General features: G+C 48.8%; 19 protein-coding genes and 1 pseudogene. 14 read left to right on the forward strand and 6 right to left on the reverse strand.

Translation table 11 applies throughout. From position 1 onward, the window contains the following. Positions 1 to 89 precede the first annotated feature (89 nt). Complete coding sequence (gene selD / locus AC27K1_RS00335) at positions 90 to 1,127, forward strand: selenide, water dikinase SelD (RefSeq protein WP_487147434.1); 1,038 nt, start codon at positions 90 to 92, stop codon at positions 1,125 to 1,127. A 249-nt stretch (positions 1,128 to 1,376) separates the two neighbouring features. Next, on the forward strand, positions 1,377 to 1,592 hold the full coding sequence (locus AC27K1_RS00340) for a cold-shock protein (RefSeq protein ID WP_211829990.1): 216 nt from the start codon (positions 1,377 to 1,379) through the stop codon (positions 1,590 to 1,592). Positions 1,593 to 1,899: 307 nt separating this feature from the next. Here AC27K1_RS00340 and AC27K1_RS00345 read toward each other — a convergent pair whose 3' ends face one another. Then, positions 1,900 to 2,142, reverse strand: coding sequence for a hypothetical protein (locus tag AC27K1_RS00345; RefSeq protein ID WP_487147435.1), 243 nt, complete (start codon positions 2,140 to 2,142; stop codon positions 1,900 to 1,902). A gap of 199 nt (positions 2,143 to 2,341) precedes the next feature. After that, positions 2,342 to 2,773 carry a secondary thiamine-phosphate synthase enzyme YjbQ gene (locus AC27K1_RS00350; protein ID WP_487147436.1) on the reverse strand — a complete coding sequence of 144 codons (432 nt, stop codon included), beginning with the start codon at positions 2,771 to 2,773 and terminating at the stop codon, positions 2,342 to 2,344. A gap of 102 nt (positions 2,774 to 2,875) precedes the next feature. Here AC27K1_RS00350 and AC27K1_RS00355 point away from each other — a divergent pair, with 102 nt between their 5' ends. Continuing rightward, entirely contained in the window at positions 2,876 to 4,486 is a 1,611-nt protein-coding gene (locus tag AC27K1_RS00355; protein WP_487147438.1) for an FGGY-family carbohydrate kinase, read from the forward strand. A gap of 33 nt (positions 4,487 to 4,519) precedes the next feature. Here the strand turns inward: AC27K1_RS00355 and AC27K1_RS00360 are convergent, their stop codons facing one another. Further along, positions 4,520 to 5,578 (reverse strand): forkhead box protein, encoded by a 1,059-nt coding sequence (locus AC27K1_RS00360; protein ID WP_487147440.1) that lies wholly within the window; start codon positions 5,576 to 5,578, stop codon positions 4,520 to 4,522. Between the two features lie 428 nt (positions 5,579 to 6,006). Here AC27K1_RS00360 and AC27K1_RS00365 point away from each other — a divergent pair, with 428 nt between their 5' ends. The 3 genes from AC27K1_RS00365 to AC27K1_RS00375 all read left to right on the forward strand — a co-directional run bounded on the left by AC27K1_RS00365 (position 6,007) and on the right by AC27K1_RS00375 (position 8,806). Then, entirely contained in the window at positions 6,007 to 6,987 is a 981-nt protein-coding gene (locus AC27K1_RS00365) for a glutathione S-transferase family protein (protein WP_487147442.1), read from the forward strand. A gap of 116 nt (positions 6,988 to 7,103) precedes the next feature. Continuing rightward, the gene (locus tag AC27K1_RS00370; RefSeq protein ID WP_487147443.1) at positions 7,104 to 7,997 is read left to right on the forward strand and encodes a LysR family transcriptional regulator; all 894 of its coding nucleotides are present in this window, start codon (positions 7,104 to 7,106) and stop codon (positions 7,995 to 7,997) included. 119 nt (positions 7,998 to 8,116) lie between these two features. Continuing rightward, a complete protein-coding gene (locus tag AC27K1_RS00375) occupies positions 8,117 to 8,806 on the forward strand; it encodes a pirin family protein (protein WP_487147445.1) in 690 nt (229 codons plus the stop codon). A 15-nt stretch (positions 8,807 to 8,821) separates the two neighbouring features. On the opposite strand, the gene AC27K1_RS00380 is transcribed toward AC27K1_RS00375, so the two are convergent. Next, positions 8,822 to 10,120: a hypothetical protein gene (locus AC27K1_RS00380; protein WP_487147446.1), complete on the reverse strand. Its 1,299-nt coding sequence runs from the start codon at positions 10,118 to 10,120 to the stop codon at positions 8,822 to 8,824. Between the two features lie 515 nt (positions 10,121 to 10,635). Here AC27K1_RS00380 and AC27K1_RS00385 point away from each other — a divergent pair. From AC27K1_RS00385 to AC27K1_RS00395, 3 genes and pseudogenes are all read left to right on the forward strand, one after another. Then, positions 10,636 to 12,660: a hypothetical protein gene (locus AC27K1_RS00385; RefSeq protein ID WP_487147448.1), complete on the forward strand. Its 2,025-nt coding sequence runs from the start codon at positions 10,636 to 10,638 to the stop codon at positions 12,658 to 12,660. Between the two features lie 105 nt (positions 12,661 to 12,765). Then, the gene (locus AC27K1_RS00390; RefSeq protein WP_487147982.1) at positions 12,766 to 13,041 is read left to right on the forward strand and encodes a transposase; all 276 of its coding nucleotides are present in this window, start codon (positions 12,766 to 12,768) and stop codon (positions 13,039 to 13,041) included. 297 nt (positions 13,042 to 13,338) lie between these two features. Beyond that, positions 13,339 to 13,524: pseudogene (locus AC27K1_RS00395) on the forward strand (helix-turn-helix domain-containing protein); the annotation flags it as partial. 9 nt (positions 13,525 to 13,533) lie between these two features. Here the strand turns inward: AC27K1_RS00395 and AC27K1_RS00400 are convergent. Then, the gene (locus AC27K1_RS00400) at positions 13,534 to 15,111 is read right to left on the reverse strand and encodes a VWA domain-containing protein (RefSeq protein WP_487147450.1); all 1,578 of its coding nucleotides are present in this window, start codon (positions 15,109 to 15,111) and stop codon (positions 13,534 to 13,536) included. Further along, a complete protein-coding gene (locus AC27K1_RS00405) occupies positions 15,095 to 16,639 on the reverse strand; it encodes an AAA family ATPase (RefSeq protein ID WP_487147452.1) in 1,545 nt (514 codons plus the stop codon). The genes AC27K1_RS00400 and AC27K1_RS00405 overlap by 17 nt, the downstream gene beginning before the upstream one ends. Before the next feature lie 159 nt (positions 16,640 to 16,798). Between AC27K1_RS00405 and AC27K1_RS00410 the strand changes: the two genes are divergently transcribed. From AC27K1_RS00410 to AC27K1_RS00430, 5 genes are all read left to right on the forward strand, one after another. Then, positions 16,799 to 17,347 (forward strand): HEPN domain-containing protein, encoded by a 549-nt coding sequence (locus AC27K1_RS00410; protein WP_487147453.1) that lies wholly within the window; start codon positions 16,799 to 16,801, stop codon positions 17,345 to 17,347. Between the two features lie 199 nt (positions 17,348 to 17,546). Beyond that, positions 17,547 to 19,013 carry a class I SAM-dependent DNA methyltransferase gene (locus AC27K1_RS00415; protein ID WP_487147455.1) on the forward strand — a complete coding sequence of 489 codons (1,467 nt, stop codon included), beginning with the start codon at positions 17,547 to 17,549 and terminating at the stop codon, positions 19,011 to 19,013. Further along, positions 19,013 to 20,143: a restriction endonuclease subunit S gene (locus tag AC27K1_RS00420; RefSeq protein WP_487147456.1), complete on the forward strand. Its 1,131-nt coding sequence runs from the start codon at positions 19,013 to 19,015 to the stop codon at positions 20,141 to 20,143. The genes AC27K1_RS00415 and AC27K1_RS00420 overlap by 1 nt, the downstream gene beginning before the upstream one ends. Next, positions 20,143 to 22,644, forward strand: a complete 2,502-nt coding sequence (gene hsdR / locus AC27K1_RS00425) for an EcoAI/FtnUII family type I restriction enzme subunit R (RefSeq protein ID WP_487147458.1) — start codon at positions 20,143 to 20,145, stop codon at positions 22,642 to 22,644. The genes AC27K1_RS00420 and hsdR overlap by 1 nt, the downstream gene beginning before the upstream one ends. Before the next feature lie 237 nt (positions 22,645 to 22,881). Beyond that, entirely contained in the window at positions 22,882 to 24,831 is a 1,950-nt protein-coding gene (locus tag AC27K1_RS00430; protein WP_487147460.1) for an ATP-dependent nuclease, read from the forward strand. The last annotated feature ends 1 nt before the right edge of the window (position 24,832 follow it).

A 24,832-nucleotide genomic window follows, 5' to 3' on the forward strand; every position in this document is an offset into this window, starting at 1 on the left:
GCAACTGCTGCCACTATTGCGCCTGGTTTGACGGCAGCCCTGAACACATAATAATGATTATTCCCTCACCCGACTGATGCGTACCCCTCATGACTTCTGATATCAAACTCACCGAGTACAGCCATGGTGCCGGTTGTGGCTGCAAGATTTCCCCTGCCGTACTCAATGTCATTCTTGAAAGCGGTATTGAATTACCGGATTTTCCCAATCTGCTGGTGGGCAACAGCGCCCGGGATGATGCGGCGGTGTATGACATGGGCAATGGTGAAGGAGTCATCAGTACCACCGATTTCTTCATGCCCATTGTGGATGATCCCTTTGATTTTGGCCGTATCGCCGCCACGAATGCGATCAGCGATATCTACGCCATGGGCGGTACGCCCGTGATGGCCATCGCAATACTTGGTTGGCCAGTGAATGTTCTGGCGCCGGATGTTGCGCGAAAAGTGGTGGATGGTGGTCGACAGGCCTGTCTGGATGCCGGCATTCCCCTGGCGGGTGGACACAGTATTGATGCGCCGGAACCGATCTTTGGACTTGCGGTGACGGGCCGCGTCAGCCTGGAACATCTCAAGCAGAACAACACGGCACAGGCCGGGGATTACCTGTATCTCACCAAACCCCTTGGCATAGGTATTCTGACTACAGCAGAGAAAAAGAAGCTGCTTAAGTCAGAACATCAGACGATTGCACGCGACGCCATGTGTACGCTTAACAAACCGGGGGCAGCATTTGCCCGGTTACCGGGCGTATCGGCCATGACCGATGTCACGGGTTTTGGCCTGTTGGGGCATCTGCTGGAAATGTGCGAAGGCAGTGGTCTGCAGGCGGTTGTGGAAGAGAGCAAATTGCCGGTTTTGCCACATGTTGAAGAATACCGGATACAAGGTGCAGTCCCCGGTGGTACCGGGCGAAACTTTGCCAGTTATGGCGACAAGGCATCGTCGCTGACTGAACGGCAACGGGATCTGCTCTGTGATCCGCAGACCAGTGGCGGTTTACTGGTCGCTGTTCATCCGTCGTCAGAGCGAGACTTTCTGACGGTTGCCGCTGACCATGGACTGGTTCTGGCGCGTATTGGTGAGATGAAACCGCAGGAAGGTGATACACTCGTAGTGATAACCTGATCACTCGGCCTCTGGTACGAACATCAAAAGTGATGTCTGTCAACGGGTGAGCGGGTTACGATGTAAATCTCCTGTTCCTTCGTGTAGATTGCCGATACACTACCCGACTGGGGCAGGAGACCCGGATGGATCGCATTTCAGGTGTATGTCACCGGGCAATGCTATATAGTGAAACCGGAAGCCGTGGTGGCTTCGGTAAACTTGAAGAAATCAGCCTCAGGCTGGTACACGTAGAAAGGTGAGAGTTATATGTCAGGTCAGTTAGTCGAAGGCGTCGTTAAGTGGTTTAGCGAAGAGAAGGGCTTTGGCTTTATTGAGCGTGAAGGCGAAAAAGACGTATTTGTACACTACCGTGCTATCAATGGCACCGGTCGCCGCAACCTCTATGAAGGTCAGCAGGTTTCTTTCGAAATCACCCAGGGGCAGAAAGGTCCTCAGGCTGAGAACGTTACCATTCTCTCCTGATAACCTCCGGAGCTGCAGCGGTCACTGACCTGACAAGGTATCTGCCCTGGCGATAACAGTCGGGGCAGAGGTGTGGAAGAGTAAATGAGAGCAGTAGAGCCAGAGATTCAGTCTTACTGGTGGCTTCATTGATCTGGCATGCTGAGATTCAGAGTATCCTGTGATACTGCCCGTGACCCCTGTGAAAGACCCATAAAAAAAGAGGCTCGAATTCCGAGCCTCTTTTTTTATGCTGAAATTGTGTCGCGTCATCCTGTTGTAGATTGTTTCTACACGATGACGCGATTCTACCCTTCAACCGATTCGGTTAAATGGGGCGATTACCGTAATTGGATTCAGGTTTCTTGGGTGGGTTGGCGGTGGTATTGGAAGGAACTGTTTCTATCTGTCCGCCCTTGTTGAGGAATTCTTCAACCTGACTGCTGAGCATTTCGCGCAGGCGACGGCGGGATTCCACCGTTCTTTCTTCCGCTGATTCCTCTTTGCTTCCCAGGTAAGAAAAATCAACACCATCCACAACGTTTGCTTTTTGAGGCTTTCTCCGTGCCATAGCCATTTCCCTCTTTTTGGCCTGGTTGCCAGAACATCCTGCTGGCTCCGTTGTTATCGCTCTTATTGTTATAGCGCATGCTTCATGCAATGCCAGTTTCATTACATATCTTTTTTTACCGGATTTCCATGAAATGCTTATGACAATTGATTTTTTAAAAGAATAAATTCCTGACTTTTAGCTATAAAAACAGGTGTTTTCAGCCTTCATCGCGGGTTCCCTGAAGTGTCGCGACAATCTGTCGTGATCCTCCGTGGTTTCGATGTTCGCCCAGGTAAATACCCTGCCATGATCCCAGGGCAAGCTGTCCGTTGCGTATGGGGACCATCAGGCTGGCACCGAACAGGCTGCACTTGATATGGGCAGGCATGTCATCCGTCCCCTCGCAGGTGTGAAGAAACCAGGGAGAACTCTCTGGCACCATGTGATTGGTATGCCGCTCCATATCTTCCCTGACGGTCGGGTCGGCATTCTCATTGATGGAAAGCGATGCGGAGGTATGCTGGATAAACAGGTGCAACAGCCCCACGGCATACTCATTCAGAAATGGCAGCTGCGACAGGATATCGTCAGTAATCAGGTGAAACCCCCTGGGGCGTGGTGTCAGCCGGATCATTTGTTGTCGCCACATGGTCCTGAATTCTCCATCATTATCACGCAATAATTATGTCACTATTTCGCTAATAGCCACTATTCTGATCCCCCTGACACCGTTGTTTGGTATGGGGAGACCATGGCAGATTACCTGCTCAGCATTGATGTGGGAACGCGTAGCCTGAGAGCGGCGCTGGTATCGGTTACGGGGAATATCTTTGCGCAGTCTGTTATGCCGTTGGAAATTCACCGGTCAACAGCTCAACAGGCAGAGCAGTCCAGTCAGGATATCTGGAATCAGTTGATCCGTGCGGTCCGGCTGTTGCTGGAAAGTAATCCTCATGTCCATCCCGGGCAGATACTTGGTATCGGTTTTGACAGCACTTACTCCATGCTGTTCCTTGATCAGGACAATCAACCGCTGTCCTTTTCTCAAACTGACACACAGGCTTTTGATGTTCTGCTGTGGTGTGATCATCGTGCCATGGCTGAAGCCGATGAAATCAATGCAGTACAGCAGCAGACGCGATCTTCGGCAAAGTCCGGTGGTCGCGTGACATCGGAAATGCCGCTTTCCCGCTGCTTTTGGGTATCCCGGCATCGTCCGGAGCTCTGGCAAGCTACTGCGAATATCATAGAGTTGTTTGATTTTCTGGTTTTGAAAACGACGGGAGAATGGGTTCGCAGCCCCTGTTCGTTCAGTACCCGTACGCGTCACCAGTCCACGGAAGATATGGGCATCGGCATTGATAATCGTACGAACGGGCTGGATTTACCCCATGGCAAAGCAGTAGGCAAAGGATTATTGGCAGAGGTTGCCCATCAGATGGGATTGCTGCCAGGAACACCGGTAAGTACCGGTACTGTCGATGGTTATGCCGGCACGTTGGCAGTATTGGGGGCTGGACTGAAAGGGCAGGCTCCATCAGAACTGGAACGTGGTTTGTCTTCTCGTATCAGCATGGTTGTGGGTACTTCGAGTATTTACCAGTGTTTTTCGTCTAAGACAGAAGCCATACCGGGCATTTGGGGGCCTTGGGATAATGGCGATATGGCCGGTCTTAATGCCTATACCTGTGGACAAAATGCGGTCGGTGCCTTACTTGATCATTTGCCATTCAGTCACCCGGCAGCGGCAGAAGTCGCACGACTGGCTAAGCAGGAAGGAACCAATGTTTATGATTACCTGGAAAAGCGTCTGGTTCAGTTTGCAGGGGAACAGCCAACCGCAACATTAACGCAGTCTTTGCATATTCTGCCCTTTTTTGCCGGAAACCGGTGCCCAATCGGGGATTGCCATCTTACCGGGGTGCTCTCAGGCCTTGGGATGGATAGTGGTCCAGACGCTATGGCTCTCATTTATCTTGCAACGATTCAGGCGCTGGCTTTGGAAGCGCGTCACGGGCTGGAGTGTCTGATTCACGCAGGGCTACCCCTTGAAACCCTGATGCCAGCCGGTGGCCTCACGCATAATCGATTATTCATGCAGGAACATATCAATGCGTTAGGATTGCCTGCCATTGTGAATCATGAACAAAACCCGATGCCTCTGGGGGCGGCAATACTGGCGGCAGTGGCAGCTGGCGTTTTTCCTGATATTCGCAGCGCAATGGTAAGCACGAGCCAGGTGGGAGAAACACTGAAACCAGATGCTGGCTTACAGGCGTTTTACGACCGGAAATATCGCGTTTATTGTGAGATGCATAAGGATCAGCGGAAATACGATCGGATAATGAATGATTTACGGTGATGATTGTTGTGTTTTTATCGCTGTTAGCTAACGCTAATCGGTCGAGCTTTCGCTTTTTTGCGGAAAAGCTGTTTCGCTTTCCTGTGGGGATGGGTGAATACTTCGCTCATGCAATTGAGCGGATTGTACTTCTTGGGTACTACTCTGCATAGTTTGAGTGTTCTCTGAATATAACGTTAACAGGGTGGTACAAGGGTGATATGTTTTTGTGCAATCTTTAATCCCTGACTCTGGTAGGTCTTTTTTTGCAGCGGAAAGGCTCCAATAGCCTCCTCTGTAAGGGTCAGATTTATTGTGTTTGGTGAGGGTGAAGACTTCTGGATTATAGGTTAATTTGTGACGAACATTGTTTTTCCAGTTATGTTGTTTCTTGATGTCGGGAAACAACGTTGAAATTTTGTTATAAAGTTCTCCAATATTCAGTTGGTCTTCATCTTTCAGACAATAGATGATGGCTTCTCTTATGGTAAATTTGGGATTGGTTGGTTGGGAGCATTGAAAACTCTCTGTACTCTTTTTCGACGGCTGATTGATAGTTAATGGTTGTCCTTCTTCCGATGTGCCAGGCTTCATTGTTGCAGATTGCGTTAATGTAGTTGGCTCACTTTTTACACAAGTCGTACCTTCTGACGCCGTCGAAGGTCCCGGCTCCTCTGTAACACTGAAAAAATCCCCGGATGTTGAAGTAGTGATGGGTTTTGCCTGGTCTTTGGGCGGGTCATTAACAGAAGAAGCCTGTTGTTGGATTGCTGGAGCCTGAGTTGATAGGCTTGGATCGTTACCTGCGACACCCTGAGATAAATCATCAGTATTCGAAGATTCTGGTTTTTTATCAACACTGTCTTGTTCCACGTATTGATATAGTTCAGAAAATGGGTCTTCAGCTAATGGGTCTAAAGATGATGGGTCTGTAAGAAATTCAGTTGATCTATCATGGCTGGTATATAGTTTTTCTATTTCGATCGATTCTATTTGATGATGCAATCCTATGTTGGCATCCACAGTCGTTAACGATGGAGAGGGTTCGATAGTTTGTTGGGAAGTCGATATTGTGACGTGGCCTTTTGGGGATGTTGAAGTTGGAGATGCCATAATCTAGCTGTTTAACGCGTGGGGCAAAGTTTTAATTATGAAGTGTATCTTAATTATTTTCTTTTCGTATAACAGTTTGGTTATAAAAACTGGCTAATGAGCGAGGTAGTTAGATTCTGTTTTTTTTAAATGGTTGTTATCTTCCGGGTTTCAGGCTGGTAGGTTTGTTGGAGTTTTCTAAAATTCAGAACTGTTTATACAAAAATATGCAGTTTTTATTTTAATTGATGCTATTAAGCTAGCTTCTGAACGTATCAAATAACAATCAGACAACAGACGAATAAATAAGGGAGCACGGCCATGACAACGGTGAGTTAAGCCGTGACGCCAGGCGCCGTAAGTAACCCGGTAACAGGCAGTACAAAACCTTCAATGACAAGCTGGCCCGCGCCAGCCTGTGGATTCGGTCAGAAAGTGGGGTATTCAGCATGGGCCTACTGGTCAACGGACAATGGCACGATCAATGGTACGACACCGAGACAACAGGTGGCGCTTTTAAACGTGAAAGCGCCCAGCTACGCAACTGGGTGACTCCGGATGGCCAGCCGGGGTCGACCGGCGAAGGCGGATTCAAAGCGGAAAGCGGACGTTACCATCTGTATGTGTCACTGGCCTGTCCCTGGGCGCATCGTACCCTGATCTTTCGCAAGTTGAAGGGGCTGGAACCGCACATTTCTGTTTCGGTAGTCAGTCCGGATATGCTGGAAAAGGGCTGGTCCTTCAAAACAGAAGAAGGCAGTACCGGCGATGCGTTGCAGGGTTTTGACTATCTTCATCAGGTGTATACGGCTAACAAACCGGATTACACCGGACGCGTCACGGTGCCGGTATTATGGGACAAACAGCAGGGCCGCATTGTCAGCAATGAATCTGCCGAGATCATCCGGATGTTTAACAGCGCATTCAATGGGCTGACCGGTAACACGGATGATTATTATCCCGAGAACCTGGCTGCCGGGATTGATGCTGTTAATGAATGGATATACGACAGCATTAATAATGGTGTGTATCGTGGCGGGTTTGCTACGAATCAAGACACGTATGAAGAAGCCTGTAACACACTCTTCAAGGCGCTCGATCAAATTGAGGATCGACTGTCACAACAGCGTTACCTGATGGGTGCAACCCTGACAGAGGCGGACTGGCGGTTATTCACAACGCTGATCCGGTTCGACGCGGTCTATCATGGCCATTTCAAGTGCAATCGCCAGCGGCTTGAGGATTTCCCCAATATCAGCCAGTACGTGCGGGAGCTGTACCAATGGCCGGGTGTGGCCGAAACGGTGGATTTCCATCACATCAAGCGCCATTACTACTTCAGCCACACCATGATCAATCCCACCCGGATAGTGCCGGTTGGCCCAGTGATTGATTACAATCGTCCACATGACAGAGGGCGGCTATCGTAGACCGACTGCATGAATGCAGACATTAACGGCGAGAGCTTACCCTCTCGCCGTTTTTTGTGTTTGCCAGGTAATCTGGTTTCAGGAAATCGTGAAAATAGCCAACAGGTGGAACTGGCATGTTAAAAACAACACTTGAGCAGTGGCGGATGTTCAAGGCTGTCGTGGATCATGGTGGTTTCAGCCAGGCTTCGCAGGCAGTGCATAAAAGTCAGTCGACCATTCATCACGCCGTCCATCGGTTGGAAGATGCCCTGGGTGTCCAGCTGCTGGAGGTCAAGGGACGCAAGGCTGAACTGACGGCCGCCGGTGAACTGATGTTACGCCGCGCTAACTACCTGCTGGAAGAAGCCATGAAGGTTGAGGCGGTGGCTGGCACCTTGAGTGCCGGTGTGGAAACCAGCCTGAACATCGCCGTGGATGGTGCTTTCCCACAGGAAGTGCTTTACAACGTGCTGAATGCTGTTTCAGCGCAGTATCCCCTGTTGCGCATTGAGTTGATGGAAACCATTCTTTCCGGCGCCAATGAGCTGGTGGAGCAGGGAAAGGCGGATATCGCATTGACGCCCCTGCTCATACCGGACGGCCTGAATGAAGAGATCTGCCGGATTACCTTTGTCGCTGTCGCCAACCCCGGCCATGCCCTGCATCATCAGGGACGAGAACTGACCTATGAAGACCTGAAGGCGCACCGGCAGATTGTCATCCGGGATTCCGCCCTGGATACCCGCATTGATGCCGGCTGGTTAGGTGCAGAACAGCGCTGGACCGTCAGCCATATGGGAACCTCCATTGACCTGGTCAGCAAGGGCTTCGGCTTTGCCTGGTTTCCGGAATCATCCATCGGCGAGTACCTGAAGGACGGACGACTCAAACCCCTGCCGCTGGAGCAGGCGCAGCGGCGCAGTGCCAGCCTGTACCTGAACTTCCGTGATGCTGACCGGCTGGGTCCTGCAGCGCGTACTTTCCTCGGGGAATTACGTTATCAGACGCAGGGTCTGGTCGCTGATTGAGGTCGTCATTCCATTCGAAATAATGAAATATCAGGTACCAAAAACAGTAATTTTTTTTCGGTTTGCCATCGTTTTAAATCACACATAGAGAATGATTTTAACGATAACGGAGGCAAACCATGGATTACTTCAGACCTGCCGACAGCCGTGGCCACGAGCAGGCCGGTTGGCTCGACAGCCGCCACACGTTTTCATTTGGTTCTTATTATGATCCCCGGCATATGGGGCTGTCCGTCCTGCGGGTGATCAATGACGATACGGTTGCCCCCGGCGCCGGCTTTGACACCCACGGCCACCGGGATATGGAAATCATCTCCTATGTGATGGAAGGCGCAATCGAACACCAGGACAGCCTCGGAAACCGCTTCGTTGTGCCTGCCGGTGAGGTTCAGCGAATGAGTGCGGGCAGCGGTATCCTCCATTCTGAATACAATGCGTCCGGTACCGGGAATCTCCGGTTTCTGCAGATCTGGATAACGCCCAGTGTGCAGGGCATCAAACCCGGTTATGAGCAGGCCAATATTGAACAGACCGGGCCATTGACGCCACTGGTGACACCGGATGGTCGTGCCGGCTCATTGCATATCCATCAGGATGCGAGTCTTTATCGGTTGCGACTGGGCGCGGGTGAGTCAAAGGCGTTGGAAGCCCGATCTCGTCAGGGCTATTTGCATGTTATCAGTGGGCGTGCGACGTCAGGGAAAACAGCGCTACAGGCAGGCGATGGTGTTGGCGTGATTGCGTCTGAAACATTAACGGTTGTCGCTGAAGACGACGGCTTCGAAGCGCTATGGTTTGATTTGCCCTAGAAACACCGGGTGACATCAAATCAGCGTCAGCTTATCCAGCACGACCTGCCAGCCGGCCGGTTCCCACATGTAATTATCGAACTTGTGCAGATCTTCGGCAGGGCGAAGCGTCAACAGCGGGGGCGCGGAGGATTTTTTGGTTGGCAGGCTGATATCGTGTTCATTGCGGATAATTGTTCGGAAAAATTCACGGAACAGCTGGTAGGCAAAGCCGTATTTTTGCAGTTGCTGTGGTGCGACATCCGTCCTCGCCATACCCCGCAGGTAGGAATAGGCGAAGTAGTGCAGCCGGGCAGAGAGCGCACTGAGTTCCTGCTGGTACATAAGCACATAGATATTGGCAACCAGGCTGGGGATGCCGCCCACAAGTCCTGCGCCAATCGCCGTGTTGGGAATCAGGTTGCTGATCATCTGGAAAACCTGGTTGGCAGCCTTGGCACCCTTGATCCGGATGATACTGTTACAGAGCCCCTTTATTTCAGGGAAATCCGCACCAATCCGGTCGCCGATTTTCCGGAATTCATGAATATGACGCAGGGTTCGTGCTTCGGCATGGCCGTGTTTAATGGCGGCGGGCACATTGGCTTGTGTCACGGTGGACAGGGCGGTGCCTGCCAGGGTGGCCGCGGAAGCCAGGATCTCCTTCTTTTGGCGTCGTTTCAGATAAGCCAGAACATGGGGGGAGTCTTCCTGCTGAATATCCCTGAAGATGGAGGCTTCGAAGGAGTCCTGGAAGCCCATGCTGTCATTGAGATCGAGCTCCAGTTGAGCCAGGGGATTGTTGAAGATTTCCGGTTCGGAGCGGGAGGCGTTCAAGTTGATGATGAGATCGTACAGGTCGCCGATATAGGCGCCAATTGGCAGTACACTGGCTTCCTGTAACAGGTTTTCTCCGGCAAAAAGGCTTTCCCAGTCAAGCTCGGAAAAGGCCATGGCGCCAAACGAAGGGTCCGTGGCGAAGGTGCCAAATGTATTGCCGATCACATCATCCGCAATGCTGCCCATGATCGCGACAAGATCTGCAGAAAAGTCATCACGGAAACCCGCTGCATCGGTATTCTCAGCCAGCTGTCCGGCTCTCCGCCTGAATTGCTGCGCCCTGGACGGCGGAGGGATGTTCACCAGTGGCGCAGAGGGCGTCGGGGTCTGATGTTGATTGAATGTTGAACGCAGTCGCTTATGCACCTTATGAGCACCCCGACGCAACGCACTGCGCTGGGCAGACGTTGATCGGGTTGCCGGCGGCGATGTGTTGGATAGCTTATGACAAAAGGTTTTGGCGATCTTCTGGGTAATTTTGAAGTGGGCTGACATCGTCGTACTCCAGTATGAGAAGCACAGTGTATTGACGGCACTGCCTACCCTCTAAAGTAGAACGCCTTGGCCCGGTTGCAGCAATAATGTGCAAATGCTGCCTGTTGCCATGGGATAAACGTGGTTAACAGGCAGTAATGCATTGCTCAGGGTTTGTGGAAAAAGGCCTGCATTCGGGTACCCAGTTTTTGCAGGCGACCGGATGGTGTTTGTTGTCGTGAGACAGGGGGGGCCCTTGAACAGGCCACTGCAGACAAAACCCAGCAGGTTGGCCAGGATACCGATTACGACAGGATGATTGGCCCAAATAAAACCAGCCGGTTGTCACTGACAGCTGATGATTGCAATCCGGCCAAAGGAATGAACGGGTTCCAAAAAATCAGGCAGGGGGAAACCCGCTATACAGTACTGCACGCCGCAGCGTCTATTTTTTCTCTTTGGGTGCAAATTACTCTGTCTGCTATGATCTGCGACTAGTGAGAAACAACTATCTGGCTGTTTCCAAGGGAGTGATAATGAGTCTTCATACCAATCTTGCCGGAAGGTTGCGGAATACCAATTTGCCGAAAACCCATGGCCTGCTGCCGGTTTTTGAAGCCGTTGTAAACTCGATTCAGTCTCTCGAAGAAGCCGATAGGCTGGCAAATGGTCAGATTACGCTTGAGATTGTCCGTAACCCCCAGCAACAGATGCACTCCGACAAAGGAGGTGAGCAGGAAGTCATCAAAGGCTTCACTATCACGGATAACGGTGTTGGTTTCAATGAGGCCAACATGGAATCCTTTGAAACACTGGATTCAGATCATAAGATCGACAAAGGTTGCCGGGGTATTGGACGACTCATGTGGTTGAAGGCGTTTGATATCGCCGAGGTTGACAGTGTTTTCCATCAGGGGGGGAAGCTCTACTGTCGAAATTTCTCTTTTTCATCCCGACAGGGGGTTCAGGCAGAATCTCCCGTAGAGGTTCATGATCAAACAGTACGGACAATTTTAAAACTTGATGGGTTTGAAAAAGACTATTACATAAGCTGCCGTAAGACCGCATTGAGTATTGCTGAGGCTTTACTCGAACACTGTCTATGGTATTTCGTCAGAGGCCCGGCTTCGCCAAATATTGTTGTGAAAGACGGCACTGAAAATATTTCACTTAGCCGCATTTATGATCGTTGTATGCACTCTGCAGCAACGGCAGAACAAGTCAGCTTAAAGGGCTATATTTTTGAATTGACTCACATCAAGTTTCGCGCAGGGGTGAACAAAAACCATTCAATGTGCCTTTGTGCAGCCAATCGTGTCGTTAAAGAAGAGTCTATCAGCAAGAAAGTGCCTGGGCTCTTTGGAACGATATCCGATGATGCCGGTGAGTTTACCTACGCCTGCTATGTCACCTCTGCCTATCTTGATGAGCATGTCCGTTCAGAGAGAACGGCATTCAATATTGCTGAAAATGTCGAAGGGCTTACCAGTGATTTAGAGATTTCCCTCAGTGAAATCCGGGAAGCAGTAGTTACGAGAACCAAAGCCTATCTTTCCGGCTATCTTCAGGAAAACATGAAAGCAGGCAGGGAGCGTGTGAATGCTTTTGTGGCTCAAAAAGCACCACGCTATCGCTCAATTATGAGTCATATGGATGAAAGTGATCTTGTGGTTGACCCCAGAGTATCTGATAAAGAGCTTGAGCTACATCTCCACAAGCAATACTACGAAGCAGAAAAGACCCTTCTTGATGAGGGGCATGAAATTATGAATCCGGTTGTGGAAAGTAACCTGCAGGAATACCAGAGCCGGCTCAGTGACTACCTGAAAAAAGCACAGGATTTCAAACAGTCAGATCTGGCCAATTACGTTACCCATCGTCGGACAATAATCGATTTGTTGGAAAAACATATCGAACAGTTAGATGATGGCAAGTACGCTCGTGAAAATCTGATTCACCAGCTGATTATGCCAATGCAAAAGGATTCGACCCAGACGCCGCTTGATGCCTGTAATCTCTGGCTGATTGATGAACGACTGGCGTTTCATGACTATCTAGCCTCTGACAAGCCCTTAGTCACCATGCCAATTACAGGCGATGCTTCTGGAAAAGAGCCGGACCTGTGTGCTCTTAATATTTGTGACAACCCGATTCTGGTAGCCGATAAAAAAGCTTTACCGTTGGCCTCCATTACGGTGGTCGAGATCAAAAGACCCATGCGCAATGATGCTAAAGAGGGGGAAGAGAAAGATCCAATCGAGCAGGCCTTGGGCTATTTGGATCGTATTCGTGAAGGTCGGGCAAAAACAGCGAATGGTAGACTCATTCCTAACTCACGGGATGTCCCGGGTTTTTGCTATATCATATGTGACCTCACACCAACGGTAGTGCAACGATGCCGTATCTTTGATTTAACCCCGACTCATGATCATATGGGCTACTTTGGTTACAGCAAAAGCTACGGTGCCTTTATTGAGGTCATCTCCTATAACCGGCTGGTACAGTCTGCGAAAGAGAGAAACAAAGCGTTCTTTGACAAGCTCGGTTTACCATCAATATAACCCCTGCTCTTCGGTGCAGGGGCATCCTGATATAGTGGCGGGCCTGATGACCGCCCCGGTTCTTAGTTCAATTGGTTTGGGCGTTGACGGTCTTTCGTCCAGGCAATACAGGATAAGCATCATCAATCATATATTGACCATCCCATTCAGGATCTTCTGGTACCGAGATTGCTGCAAATGTCGTGTGGTTATCAGAATGCCAATGACAGCAATCACTTGCGTAAAGACCCCATATTCAAGCTGGCAGTCGGTCGCAGCCCTCTGAACATTGAGGCGCAGCTGGCGTCAGCGCCGACCTTTTCACGGCTTGGAAAGGCTCTGTCCCGCAGAGGTATCTGCAATCTCGCTTACGCCTTTGAAGAGCATTTTCTCAGCAGCTAAAAAAACGCCCAAATTGTTAGTTTATGCTTCAAACGACAAAAAAGAGCGCTGTTGTTTGACGCATAAAGTGTAAATGGAATTTGCTGTTCTCCATGGTGTGTAGAGTATGTCGAATAAGATGAAAATGCAGGGATGATACAATTAATGAAAATTAGTGCCTTCTAATGAAGCATATGTTGAAAATTTATAGCGGTCGGAGCGATCCTTCGCTTCGATTTCTGGAAGCTGCCTCTCCGGCAGATTTGTCATTTCAGAGGGATGCTGAGCTTGGCTACAGTTTAGAAAGAGTTTGGAAACCGTTTACGAGAAATCAGGCAGGAGCAGTGCATTACTCAGGAGGAGCTTGCTCATAAAGCTGGGTTAAATCGCACATATATCGGGGATATTGATAGAGGGGAAAAAAATATCACCCTGGAGAGCATGAAAAAACTGGCCAGGGCTTTGGGGGTGAATATCAGAGATTTCTTTGACTGGGAGTTGTAATTTAACCCCTCAATTGAGCAACGTCCTCCAATCGTCAAACTGGTGTAATGGGTCACACAGTTTTTCCATCATCGAACTTTCATGACCAATAAGTACGCCATGCACTCTCAGGCCGTGAGTGGTCTTCCGTCTTTTTACCCGCTGGAGTAAGTTGTCGGCATAGCCAAAATCACCATCACTGACGATCAGGATATCTGCCTTTTGCCACTTTTCCTGTTTGCATTGCTCCAGGGCTTTCTCTACAGGCCCTTGAACATCTGTTCCGCCACCAAATGACATGGAGAGAAATGAAATTAAACGATCCATGCCTTTTTTATCAGCACTCAATTCCATTTCAGCAACTTCGTTAGTACTGCCAAAGAGGTATACATAGCAATCCCGTTTCTCGCTTCCAGCAACCCTTAATGTTTCCAATACCAAGGCTTTCGCTATTTGCTCAGGAGTACCAGACATAGAGCCCGACGTATCGAGACAAACCAGAACAGGTCCCTTATCAAGGCGTTTGCTTTTACCCTCTCTTGTGATCTCCTGTTGTTCTTCCACCTCTGTCGTAATACTTTCCAGTTCAACGCCTTCTACCGCATAACTCAACAAAGCCTGTTCAGATCTTTTCGCATGCCATAGTCCTTTCAAAACAGGATGACCGAGCAAAGCCGCTTCTTGTGGAAGCATTCGGTTTATGGAATCGCTGCGTGTAACACCGCGCATTTCCATTGGAACCAGAGGGCTTTTGACTTCCCGAACACCATCTTGCTGTCTTTTCACAGCTTCCATAATGGTTTCCAGTATTGGCTGCCCATCCGTTTGCTGCATTCGTCCCAGTGAGCGAATGACATCCTGTAGCTCCGGAAGTTTTTCCAACAACTCCCTGAGACGCACTATGTTTAGCCAGCCATGACTTTGGAAAATACCTTTACACAGATCGTAGCCAAGTCGTGCAACAAGCTGGAGGTCACGAAAAACCGACTCGACTTCTCTCCAAACTTCAAGACGCTCAAGCCACTGCCGATCCAACGCAGCCGAAATCTTAGGAAAAAGGGCTTCCCAGCATTCCTGCTCAGCAACTGTTTCCAGCTCTATTATGCGATCTGCTGTGAGTTCTACCCGTTGACCTTTGCTCCTTCTGTCTGGCTTTTTCTGTTTACGATGTCGTTTCGCATTCTGGGCTTCTTCCAGCTTCTCCAGCTCTTGCTTCTTCAATAGCTCAACCAGTGCAGGGTATCGCTGAAGATAAACACCATTTTGTTCATCAAGTGCTTTCAGAATATCAACTAGAAGAGCATCAGTGACTTCTTCGTTCTGGTAGCAATAGCGCACAATTCCTAACTGTTTCAAAAGCTGAAGCAATTGGGCTTGAACTTGCTTCATTGGCCAAGCAAGTTCTTGATCTGGTAGTTGCCCCTGAAGTAACTCTTCCCTTAATTCATTAACAGCTACAGCTCTTTGGAGAGGAAGCCCCATTGAGTGTGATAACACTGGAGCAAGTAGCGCACCTGGCAACAGGTCAAATGGCGAATATTTATTCTCAAGCTGAGAAAGCTCTAACAATTTATGGCTGTCTTCAGCATGTTTAATCGACAATTTCACCTTCCAGTGCCTCTACAGGGTTCTCAGCTGACGATGAAAAATCAATGACTCCATCAATATGTTGCTCAAGAGGGAGGGACTCAAAGCCGGAAATAATCTTCAGAACTCTGTCTTGCAGTGATTGCACTTGATCTGTGGCTCTATCCAAACTATGAGTTATCTCTGGAAGTATGCTCTTATCTGCCCATACGTGATTACTGAGAAGGGAGTCTGCACTTTCTTTATGAGCTAACAGCCTATTGAAAAAAAGGTCTACATCATTTTTGATAGGGGTAACCTGAGATACGCGTCCATCAATATGAGCTTGAGAATACTCAACGGCAACCATGTAAGGTTCATTGTGTATGGTCTCCAAAGCAGGTTCGTTTTCATCACCATAGTAGTCGTCATGAGTACTCGTAGTTTCTGATTTACTCCTGTTATCTATATAAAGCAATTTGCCTTTGCTGTTTTTCTTTTGAACATTCTTTGTTGGCGTCTCGATGGGTTCGAGTTTTTCACCTTTAAAAAGTGGATTGCCATCTTGATTATATAGGTGTTTTTGCTTGCATCTATCACCCTCAAGTATGGATTCCCATGTGTTAACGATGGACGTTAATTTAGTAAAGCTCACATCCCCATCTATGGCTATCCGCTCATGATAAAGCTTCTGCAACCCATCAAATTGCTCAGGCTTTTCCCATAAGCAGTGGGGTATCAACCAGGCATCGTACACACTGACTTCATTCTGACCGTTGGTGAATGCAGAAACTTTTAATAGTTTAACGATCTTGCGCCATCTACGATCAGAAACGTAGATTTCTTCCTCAGCAAGGTATTTTCGAAACTCTTTCATCAGCTGAATAACCGCAGAAGGCACCTTAACCTTCTGCGCCAGCTCCTGAACCTCCAGGAGATCATCTTCCCGAAGTCTGATATCCAGATCAGGGCTGCAGTTCTGATTATCCAGCTGCAACAGTTCAACAAAACTGTCATCACTGACCTGGTCCACATAGCAGCGGAGCATGAACCGGTCATACAAAGCATTGAGCTCTTCACCCTCTGGTAGCTCATTACTGGCCGCAACAACCGAGATCAATGGAATGTTATCTCTTCGGTTTCCGTTATCAAATTTCCGCTCATTCAATACGGTGAGCAGGCTGTTCAAAATCGCACTGTTAGCTTTAAAGATTTCATCAATAAAAGCGACGGAGGCTTGGGGCAGATAGCCGCTTGTCAGCCTTTTATACTGATCCTGTTCCAGTGACTGAATGGACAAAGGACCGAACAGCTCTTCAGGCACAGAGAATCGGGTAAGCAATCTTTCAAAATAGTTGGCTTCAACAAAAGCTTCTTTGAGTCTTTTTGCCAGCTCGCTTTTTGCTGTGCCTGGAGGACCGAGCAGTAAAACATGTTCGCCAGCCAGTGCTGCCAGCAATATCAGTTTTGTCTGGGTTTCTCTTTCCAGCAATCCTTGTTGCAACTCGCCAATCAGTTGTTCCAGTTTCTGCTTACGGCTGGGTACTTTAGCCATAGACTGCTTACTCATTAAGACTCCATTCTTTTATTGTTTATGCGGCTTATTTTTGCTGACCATACGACATCAGATGTGTATCTGCAATGACATCACGCAAAGTAGACCAGTTTGAGATTCCACTCTCTGTTGGCATAATCATCACCGGCCAAGGAAGCAAGACGCCTCCCCATAATGAGTAAGAGAACAGTGATGTCCAAAGCGCTTGAGAATTTTCTGATTGCAACCAATGATGTAGATGAATTATTGGCCTGTTATGACTCCATCAACAATAAAGGGCCTGCATCTGGCCCTGAAGTATTGAAGCGAGCCACTCTGATCATGATTCTTACTGCTTGGGAAACCTATGTTGAAGATGTGGCAACAGAGTTGTTTGAACGGAAGTTTGGAGTGCTCCAAGGCAGTCATGTGGGTAACTACATGGAGAAGAACTTCAAAACAGAATTAAAACGGTTCAATACACCAGACTCCTTGAAAACCAAGCACCTGTTTGAAGATTTTTTTGGCATTGATGTCACTGCCAATTGGCTCTGGTCAAATATCGGCCAGGAACAGGCCAGAGCCCAGCTCAACAGCTGGATCAAGAAGCGGGGAGAAGCCGTTCACCGAATGGACGTGAACATCAATGGTCCACACATTGTAAAACGTGATGAACTGGATAGGTGCCTGAGATTTTTTAATGAACTTGTTAAACAAACAGACGCTGTTCTCGAAGCAGCCTGACCTGCAACCATTCAAGCTTACGTAGAAGCAACTACTTCCTCTTCAATTAACGGTGAGCGACTCGGGAAGTATTCGAAGCCCCGTTAACCAATGGGGCTAACACGCTGAGACAAACACCTCGCAGTCAGGCAAAATATCTGCATTTAGAACTGCGTGCCTACACCATCAGCGCACACTACCAAAGCCGTTGCGAGCCCATATGTTTGAGCAAACCTTCAAGAACATAGACGACATCCTTCACAAAGATGCTGGTTGTTCCAGTGAACTCGATTACACCGAGCAGACGTCGTGGATGCTATTCCTGAAGTACCTGGATGATCTTGAATACCAGCGTGACCAGGAAGCCGAGATGATGGGCGAAGAATACAAGTACATCATCGACAGGGCTCACCGCTGGAGCGAGTGGGCAGCGCCGAAGGATGCTAAAGGCAACTTCGACCACAACGAAGCCATGACCGGCAGCGACCTGATGGAATACGTCGATGGTGAACTGTTCCCCTACCTGAAAGGCTTCAAGCAGCGTGCTGCCAGCCCCAACACCATCGAGTACAAGATTGGGGAGATCTTCGGCGAGATCAAAAACAAAATCCAGAGCGGTTACTCTCTGCGGGACTGTCTGGAGAAGGTTGATGAACTGCGCTTCCGTTCTCAGGAAGAGAAGCACGAACTCTCCCACCTGTACGAAACCAAAATCAAGAACATGGGCAATGCCGGGCGCAATGGTGGTGAGTACTACACACCCCGGCCACTGATCCGGGCAATGATTGATGTGGTGCAGCCACAAATAGGGGAAACCATCTACGACGGTGCAGCAGGCTCAGCAGGCTTTCTGTGTGAAGCCTACGACTACTTGCGTGGGGGCGGTGCCGCAAAGAAGGAACTTTCTACCAATGACCTGAAAACCCTGCAGGAGAAAACCTTCTACGCCAAGGAGAAGAAGTCCCTCGCCTATGTGATTGCGATCATGAACATGATCCTTCACGGCATTGAAGCGCCTAACGTTATCCACACCAACACCCTCACCGAAAACCTGAAGGATATTCAGCCTGACAATCAACACGATGTGATTCTGGCCAACCCGCCGTTTGGGGGTAAAGAGCGCAAAGAGGTGCAGCAGAACTTCCCGATAAAAACCGGTGAAACAGCCTTTCTGTTTTTGCAGCACTTTATCAAGATGCTCAAACCCGGTGGTCGTGGAGCAGTGGTAATCAAGAACACCTTTCTGTCGAACACTGACAACGCCGCCATTGCCCTGCGTAAGGAGCTGCTGGAAAGCTGCAACCTACATACGGTGCTGGATTGCCCGGCCAAAACATTTTTGGGAGCTGGGGTTAAAACCGTGGTGTTGTTCTTTACCAAGGGTGAAGCCACCAAAAACGTCTGGTTTTATCAGCTTGATCCGGGGCGCAGTTTGGGCAAAACCAATCCGTTAAACGACAATGATATGCAGGATTTTTTGACTCTGCAGAAGACCTTTGAACCCTCGCAGAAATCCTGGTCACTGGCAGTTGACTCACTGGATGAAAAGACATGGGATTTGTCGGTGAAAAATCCCAATGTGGATGATGAAGTAGGGCTGCGTACACCTACTGAGATTATTGAAGAAATCATTGCGCTGGATAAAGAGAGTGAAGCGATTCTGGCTAGTATTCAGGAGTTGCTGTGATGAAAATATCAGACTTCTGTAAGACAGCAGCCGGAGGAACACCTCTCAAAAGTAAGAAAGAGTTCTATGAAGGAGGGGAGGTTCCTTGGCTATTGAGTGGAGAGGTTGGAAACAGGAACATTACCAGCACTAAAAATTTCATCACACAAGCAGGCTTGAAGGGTTCTTCAGCAAAAGTATTCCCTGTAAATACCGTCTTAGTTGCTATGTATGGTGCGACAGCTGGTGAGGTTGGTATTTTGCGCTTTGAGGCAGCAACAAATCAGGCTGTATGTGGTATTTATCCAAATGATCAGGTACTACCTGAGTACCTGTATTACTTTTTCTTAAATCATAAACAACTGCTGGTTGCTCAGGCTGTTGGGAATGCACAACCAAACATTTCGCAGCAGAAAATTAAAAATACAGAAGTATCGCTTCCCACAATCCCAGAACAAAAACGCATCGTCACCATTCTGGACAAAGCCTTTGCCGAGATTGAGCAAGCCCGCGCCCTTGCCGAACAAAACCTCAAAAACGCCCGTGAACTGTTTGAAAGTTACCTACAGCAGGTGTTTAGCCAGTGTGGTGAGGGGGGGGAATCATCCCTTGCAGATATTGCTGAAAACTTAGACCGTCAGCGAGTCCCTATCACCAAAAAAGATCGGATTCACGGGGAGTACCCTTACTATGGTGCATCTGGAATCGTTGATTATGTAGAAGGTTACCTTTTCGATGAAGATCTTCTCCTTGTTTCTGAGGATGGGGCAAATTTGTTGGCCCGTACTTACCCAATTGCATTTACCGCAACTGGAAAATACTGGGTGAATAATCATGCTCACGTTCTCCGCTTTGCTACTTCCCATGAACGTAAGTTCATAGAGTATTACCTGAACTCAATTTCATTAGCTCCTTTTGTATCCGGCATGGCTCAACCAAAACTGAATCAAAAGGCTCTCAATTCAATACCTGTTCCAAAGGTTGAAGCCAACATATCTAAAAAGATTGTAAGTCAATTAGACCGCCTTTCTATGCAAATAGATGCTTTGAATAAAATATATAAAAGAAAAAAAGAATCTCTCGACGAACTCAAAAAATCCATCCTACAACACGCCTTTTCCGGCCAGCTAACGAGTAAGGAAGTCGCCTAATGAGCCACGCCAGGACGCGTAATGAAGCCGATACCCGTGCAGAATTGATTGACCCACAGCTCAAAGCCGCAGGCTGGAGTGTGGTGGCGCAAAGTTATATTCGCCGTGAGTTGATTTGCCCTGGCATGATTTTAACCGGTGGCAAACGTGGACCAACGGTGGATAGCGACTATGTACTGATCTACCGGGGCCGTAAACTGGCGGCGGTCGAGGCGAAAAAAGAGAGCCTGAGTTACACCGAAGGGGTACGGCAGGCAAAGGATTATGCCACGCGGCTCCAGTGTCGTTTGGCCTATGCCACCAATGGCCATGAGATCTACCAGATTGATATGGCGACCGGGGAAGAGAAACTGGTTGATGAGTACCTCTCCCCGGATGAATTATGGGCACTCACCTTTGCTGAAACAGATAAAGGTGCGCCTGATTATAAAACCGTCTGGCGCAACCGGTTCAGCGCCATTCCCTTTGAAGCCAAAGGCGACTGGAAACCACGGTACTATCAGGAAAATGCCATCAACAATGCCCTTGAAGCGATCGCCGAAGGGAAAAACCGCATTTTGTTAACACTGGCGACCGGCACAGGCAAAACCTGTATCGCTTTCCAGACTGCATGGAAACTGTTTCAAAGCCGCTGGAGCCTGAGTACACAGAAAGCCCCGGATGCTTCACAACGTCGCCCACGGATTCTGTTTCTGGCTGATCGTAATGTACTTGCGAATCAGGCGTTTAACGACTTCTCAGCCTTTGGTGACGATGCCATTGTGCGCATTGCGCCGGATGCTATCAAAAAAAAGGGGCAGGTGCCCAAGAATGGCAGCGTGTTCTTCACCATCTTCCAGACTTTTATGAGCGGAACCGATGAAGACGGGAATGAAGCACCGTACTTTGGTGACTATCCGGCGGACTTCTTCGATCTTATTGTGATTGATGAATGTCACCGGGGTGGTGCCAACGATGAAAGCAGCTGGCGGGAGATTCTCAACTACTTCAGCCCAGCCGTGCAGCTGGGTTTAACCGCCACACCGAAACGCACCGAGAATGCCGACACTTATGGTTATTTCGGCGAGCCTGTGTACGTTTATACCTTGAAAGAAGGTATCAACGACGGCTTTTTAACCCCATTCAAGGTGTACCCCATTGTCGGCACGATGGATGAGTATGTGTATACCCCCGGTGACGGCGTAGTGATTCAGGGTGAGCCCGAGCCGGGTAAGCTGTATAAAGAAGGCGATTTTAACCGAACCATTACCATTCCCGCCCGTGAAGAGAAGCGGGTACATTACTGGATGGATCGGATGAATCCGCAACACAAGACCATCGTCTTTTGTGCCACTCAACCGCATGCCGGTATGGTGCGTGACTTTATCAATCAATACGCAGTAAAAAAGGGCTGGACCACCAACACCAGCTACTGTGTGCGTGTCACCGCCAATGACGGCGCAGCCGGTGAAAATGACCTGGAAACGTTCTCTGATAACGAGAAAACCATTCCCACGATTCTCACAACGTCACGCAAACTTTCAACAGGGGTCGATGCCCGCAACGTGCGCAACATTGTGTTGATGCGCCCCTGTAATAATATGATCGAGTTTAAACAGATTATCGGGCGTGGTACGCGGGTGTACGAGGGCAAAGAGTTTTTCACTATTTATGACTTTGTGAAAGCCCACCATAATTTTTCTGACCCGGAATGGGATGGCGAACCCTTACCTCCTGAGCCCTGCAAGAAATGTGAAGAAAGCCCCTGTGCCTGCGTGAAGGAGCCTTGTGCTGAGTGTGGCTTCTCTCCTTGCGCCTGCCCCAAGCCACCTTGTCCGGAATGCGGTCAGCAGCCTTGTGCCTGTGCACCGGAAGCTTGTGAAATTTGTGGCACATCACCGTGCAGCTGTGAGGCACCACCAAAGCCTGAGAAGATCACCATTAAACTCCATGATGGTAAGGCCCGGCAGATTCAGCATATCTCTTCAGTGATGTACTGGGGGCCTGACGGCAAGCCCATTACCGCAAAAGAGTTTGTTGAGAAAATGTTTGAAGACCTGCCCCGCTTCTTCACTAACGAAGATCAGCTGCGGGAAATCTGGGGCGACCCGGATACACGGGAAAAACTGCGTGAGGATCTCGCAGAGGCTGGCTACGACGATGAAAAACTCGACAGCATGAAAGAGCTGATTGATGCCCAGGACAGTGATGTGTACGACGTTCTTGCTTATATCGCTTATGCCGCTGAACCATGCACACGCCAGGAGCGCGTCGAAAAGGCCAGACCGCTTATTTACAGTGCTTTCGGTGATGAGAAACAGCAGGAATTTATCGACTTTGTACTGGATAAATATGTGCAGGATGATGTTGATGAGCTGGCCAAGACCAAGATGCGCAGCATGGTTGAGTTGAAGTACAACACCATCAGCGATGCTGCTGCAGTGCTTGGTTCACCAGCTGCGATTGGGCAGACGTTCAGAGGATTTCAGAAGTATTTGTATCAAGCGGATGTGGTGAACTGAAGTATTGGTACTTTTTGGCGGATTTTCGGTCACAAAAGTCTATGCCTTGAAGCTCTATCAACACTTGCAATAGAGCTTCCCATTCTTTGTCGCTGCGATCTTGAAGAATTGTTTGCATTGCTAACCGTTTGTAACCCGTAAGCCAACACAAGCTTCATGACCGGATGTTATTAGTGATAAGCCTGTATGAGAGGCTCTACACGATATGCGGGTATGGATTAGATAGGGAAAACCACAGTGTATATTGAAACACTTAAGCTAAAGAACTTTAGGAGCTTTGGGCCAGAAGGGGAAAACATAGCAGTTGCCCCTGATCTGACCACCCTGGTTGGAGCAAACGGTGCTGGAAAAACGGTCTTGATGCAGGCCTTGCAGCGAATGTTTGGCATTTCCAATGAACAACGGGCTATTCGTCGTCAGGACTTTCATATTCCTTCTACGGAAGAAGTCCCCCCCAGTAAGCGGACTTTAGTTCTTGAGGCCATTGTCGCCTTCCCTGAGTTAGACGACGAAGGCGGTGATCATTCTGCAATACCAGATTTCTTTCACCATATGAGTGTGACAGATGAGGGTGGCAAACTGAAATGCCGTTTGCGCTTGGACGCAGAATGGGAAGATGATGGCTCAGTAGATGGATATATTACAAGCCAGTTTCGGGCAGTTACAGCATGGGGAGAGCCAGAAGAAACTGATTTTCATAATGTACGACCAGCAGATCGCTCTCGTATCCAATTGATTTATGTGCCAGCGACAAGGTGTGCAGTTTCTCAGGTATCCGCATTTTTGAAAGGGCGGCTTTGGAAAGCTATCAACTGGTCAGAACAAGTTCGTACATCTTTTAGGGAGAAGGCTACAGAGCTTAATGAGGCCTTTGAGGGTGAAAATGCGATTAGTACCGTCACCGGAAAGCTGACTGAGCGCTGGCAGGAGCTGCATTCCGCAGGGACTGACAGCACACCTAAATTTCGTCCGGTAGACCTGCGCTTTGAAGAGTTTGTGCGAAAGGTTGAGGTGCTTTTGCATCCAGATGAAAGTGGCCGGGATAGGAGCATTGATGAGTTAAGTGATGGCCAAAGCTCGTTGTTCCACATTGCTATGACCTCAACAACTCTTGATGTTGAAGCTGAGATCTTGGCTCAGCCAGAGTGTGAGGATTTTCTTGGTGCAAGCTTACCACTGCCCTCGCTGACTATTTTGGCGCTTGAGGAACCGGAGAACAACCTGGCTCCATACTATCTATCTCGAATTATAAGTCAGATTACTAGCCTGACGCATGGCTTACGGGCACAAGCCGTGATATCAAGCCATTCACCCAGCATCCTCGCCAGAATTCAACCAACACAAGTAAGGCACTTCAGGCTGGCATCAGGGTCAAATACGACAGTTGTTCGACAACTGACTTTGCCCGATGATGGGAATGAAGCTGCAAAGTATATCCAGCAAGCAGTAAAAGCCTATCCAGAGCTGTACTTCGCTAAGGTTGTTGTTCTCGGAGAAGGGGCTTCAGAAGAGGTAATCCTTCCTGCTATATCAGAAGCTATGGGTGTACAAATAGATAAGTCTTTTGTTGCAATGGTTCCATTAGGGGGTCGCCATGTGAATCATATGTGGCGCTTGTTGACGGACCTAGAGATACCTTTTGTCACATTGCTGGATCTGGATTGGGGAAGGCACGGTGGTGGCTGGGGAAGGATCAAAAACGCATGTGCAAAGCTGATAGAGTATGGTGTTAATCCAAGCGCAATTTTTCAAGATCCTGATCCATTAGGATACCAACGTAATCTTGATGCATTTGATACCTTCCCAGATGATAATTCTGATGATATTGACACTTGGGTTGTTGCTCTCAGAAGTCACAATGTTTACTTCTCAAGCCCACTGGACATTGATTATTCGATGTTGAGAGCATTTCCAGATCAATATCGAATTGCTCCAGACGAAAGCTCTTCAGGACCATCGACACGAGGCCAACCGGGTAACGCTGTTCTGGGAGATGAAGGTCATCCTGAGTTCTACGCAAATGACTTGCTAAATTTGCGGTGGTACAGATATCTGTTCTTAGGTAGAGGCAAACCAAGTACGCACATTCGCGTGCTGGGAACAATTCCTTCAGCACAGTTAGCTGAGTGTGCACCTGAAGAACTGCAAGCCTTAGTTCGGTCTATACACGCTGTTCTTCAAGGCTAGG

It is taken from the genome of Kistimonas ophiarachnellae (genome assembly GCF_057552235.1).

Bases quoted from the DNA above. Each gene is read 5' to 3' on its own strand.
- AC27K1_RS00415 (WP_487147455.1), top strand. From the start codon at position 17,547: ATGTTTGAGCAAACCTTCAAGAACATAGACGACATCCTTCACAAAGAT.
- AC27K1_RS00365 (WP_487147442.1), top strand. From the start codon at position 6,007: ATGGGCCTACTGGTCAACGGACAATGGCACGATCAATGGTACGACACC.
- AC27K1_RS00375 (WP_487147445.1), top strand. From the start codon at position 8,117: ATGGATTACTTCAGACCTGCCGACAGCCGTGGCCACGAGCAGGCCGGT.
- AC27K1_RS00380 (WP_487147446.1), bottom strand. From the start codon at position 10,120: ATGTCAGCCCACTTCAAAATTACCCAGAAGATCGCCAAAACCTTTTGT.
- AC27K1_RS00420 (WP_487147456.1), top strand. From the start codon at position 19,013: ATGAAAATATCAGACTTCTGTAAGACAGCAGCCGGAGGAACACCTCTC.
- AC27K1_RS00345 (WP_487147435.1), bottom strand. From the start codon at position 2,142: ATGGCACGGAGAAAGCCTCAAAAAGCAAACGTTGTGGATGGTGTTGAT.
- AC27K1_RS00405 (WP_487147452.1), bottom strand. From the start codon at position 16,639: ATGAGTAAGCAGTCTATGGCTAAAGTACCCAGCCGTAAGCAGAAACTG.
- AC27K1_RS00340 (WP_211829990.1), top strand. From the start codon at position 1,377: ATGTCAGGTCAGTTAGTCGAAGGCGTCGTTAAGTGGTTTAGCGAAGAG.
- selD (WP_487147434.1), top strand. From the start codon at position 90: ATGACTTCTGATATCAAACTCACCGAGTACAGCCATGGTGCCGGTTGT.
- AC27K1_RS00350 (WP_487147436.1), bottom strand. From the start codon at position 2,773: ATGTGGCGACAACAAATGATCCGGCTGACACCACGCCCCAGGGGGTTT.
- AC27K1_RS00410 (WP_487147453.1), top strand. From the start codon at position 16,799: ATGAGTAAGAGAACAGTGATGTCCAAAGCGCTTGAGAATTTTCTGATT.
- AC27K1_RS00370 (WP_487147443.1), top strand. From the start codon at position 7,104: ATGTTAAAAACAACACTTGAGCAGTGGCGGATGTTCAAGGCTGTCGTG.
- hsdR (WP_487147458.1), top strand. From the start codon at position 20,143: ATGAGCCACGCCAGGACGCGTAATGAAGCCGATACCCGTGCAGAATTG.
- AC27K1_RS00355 (WP_487147438.1), top strand. From the start codon at position 2,876: ATGGCAGATTACCTGCTCAGCATTGATGTGGGAACGCGTAGCCTGAGA.
- AC27K1_RS00360 (WP_487147440.1), bottom strand. From the start codon at position 5,578: ATGGCATCTCCAACTTCAACATCCCCAAAAGGCCACGTCACAATATCG.
- AC27K1_RS00385 (WP_487147448.1), top strand. From the start codon at position 10,636: ATGAGTCTTCATACCAATCTTGCCGGAAGGTTGCGGAATACCAATTTG.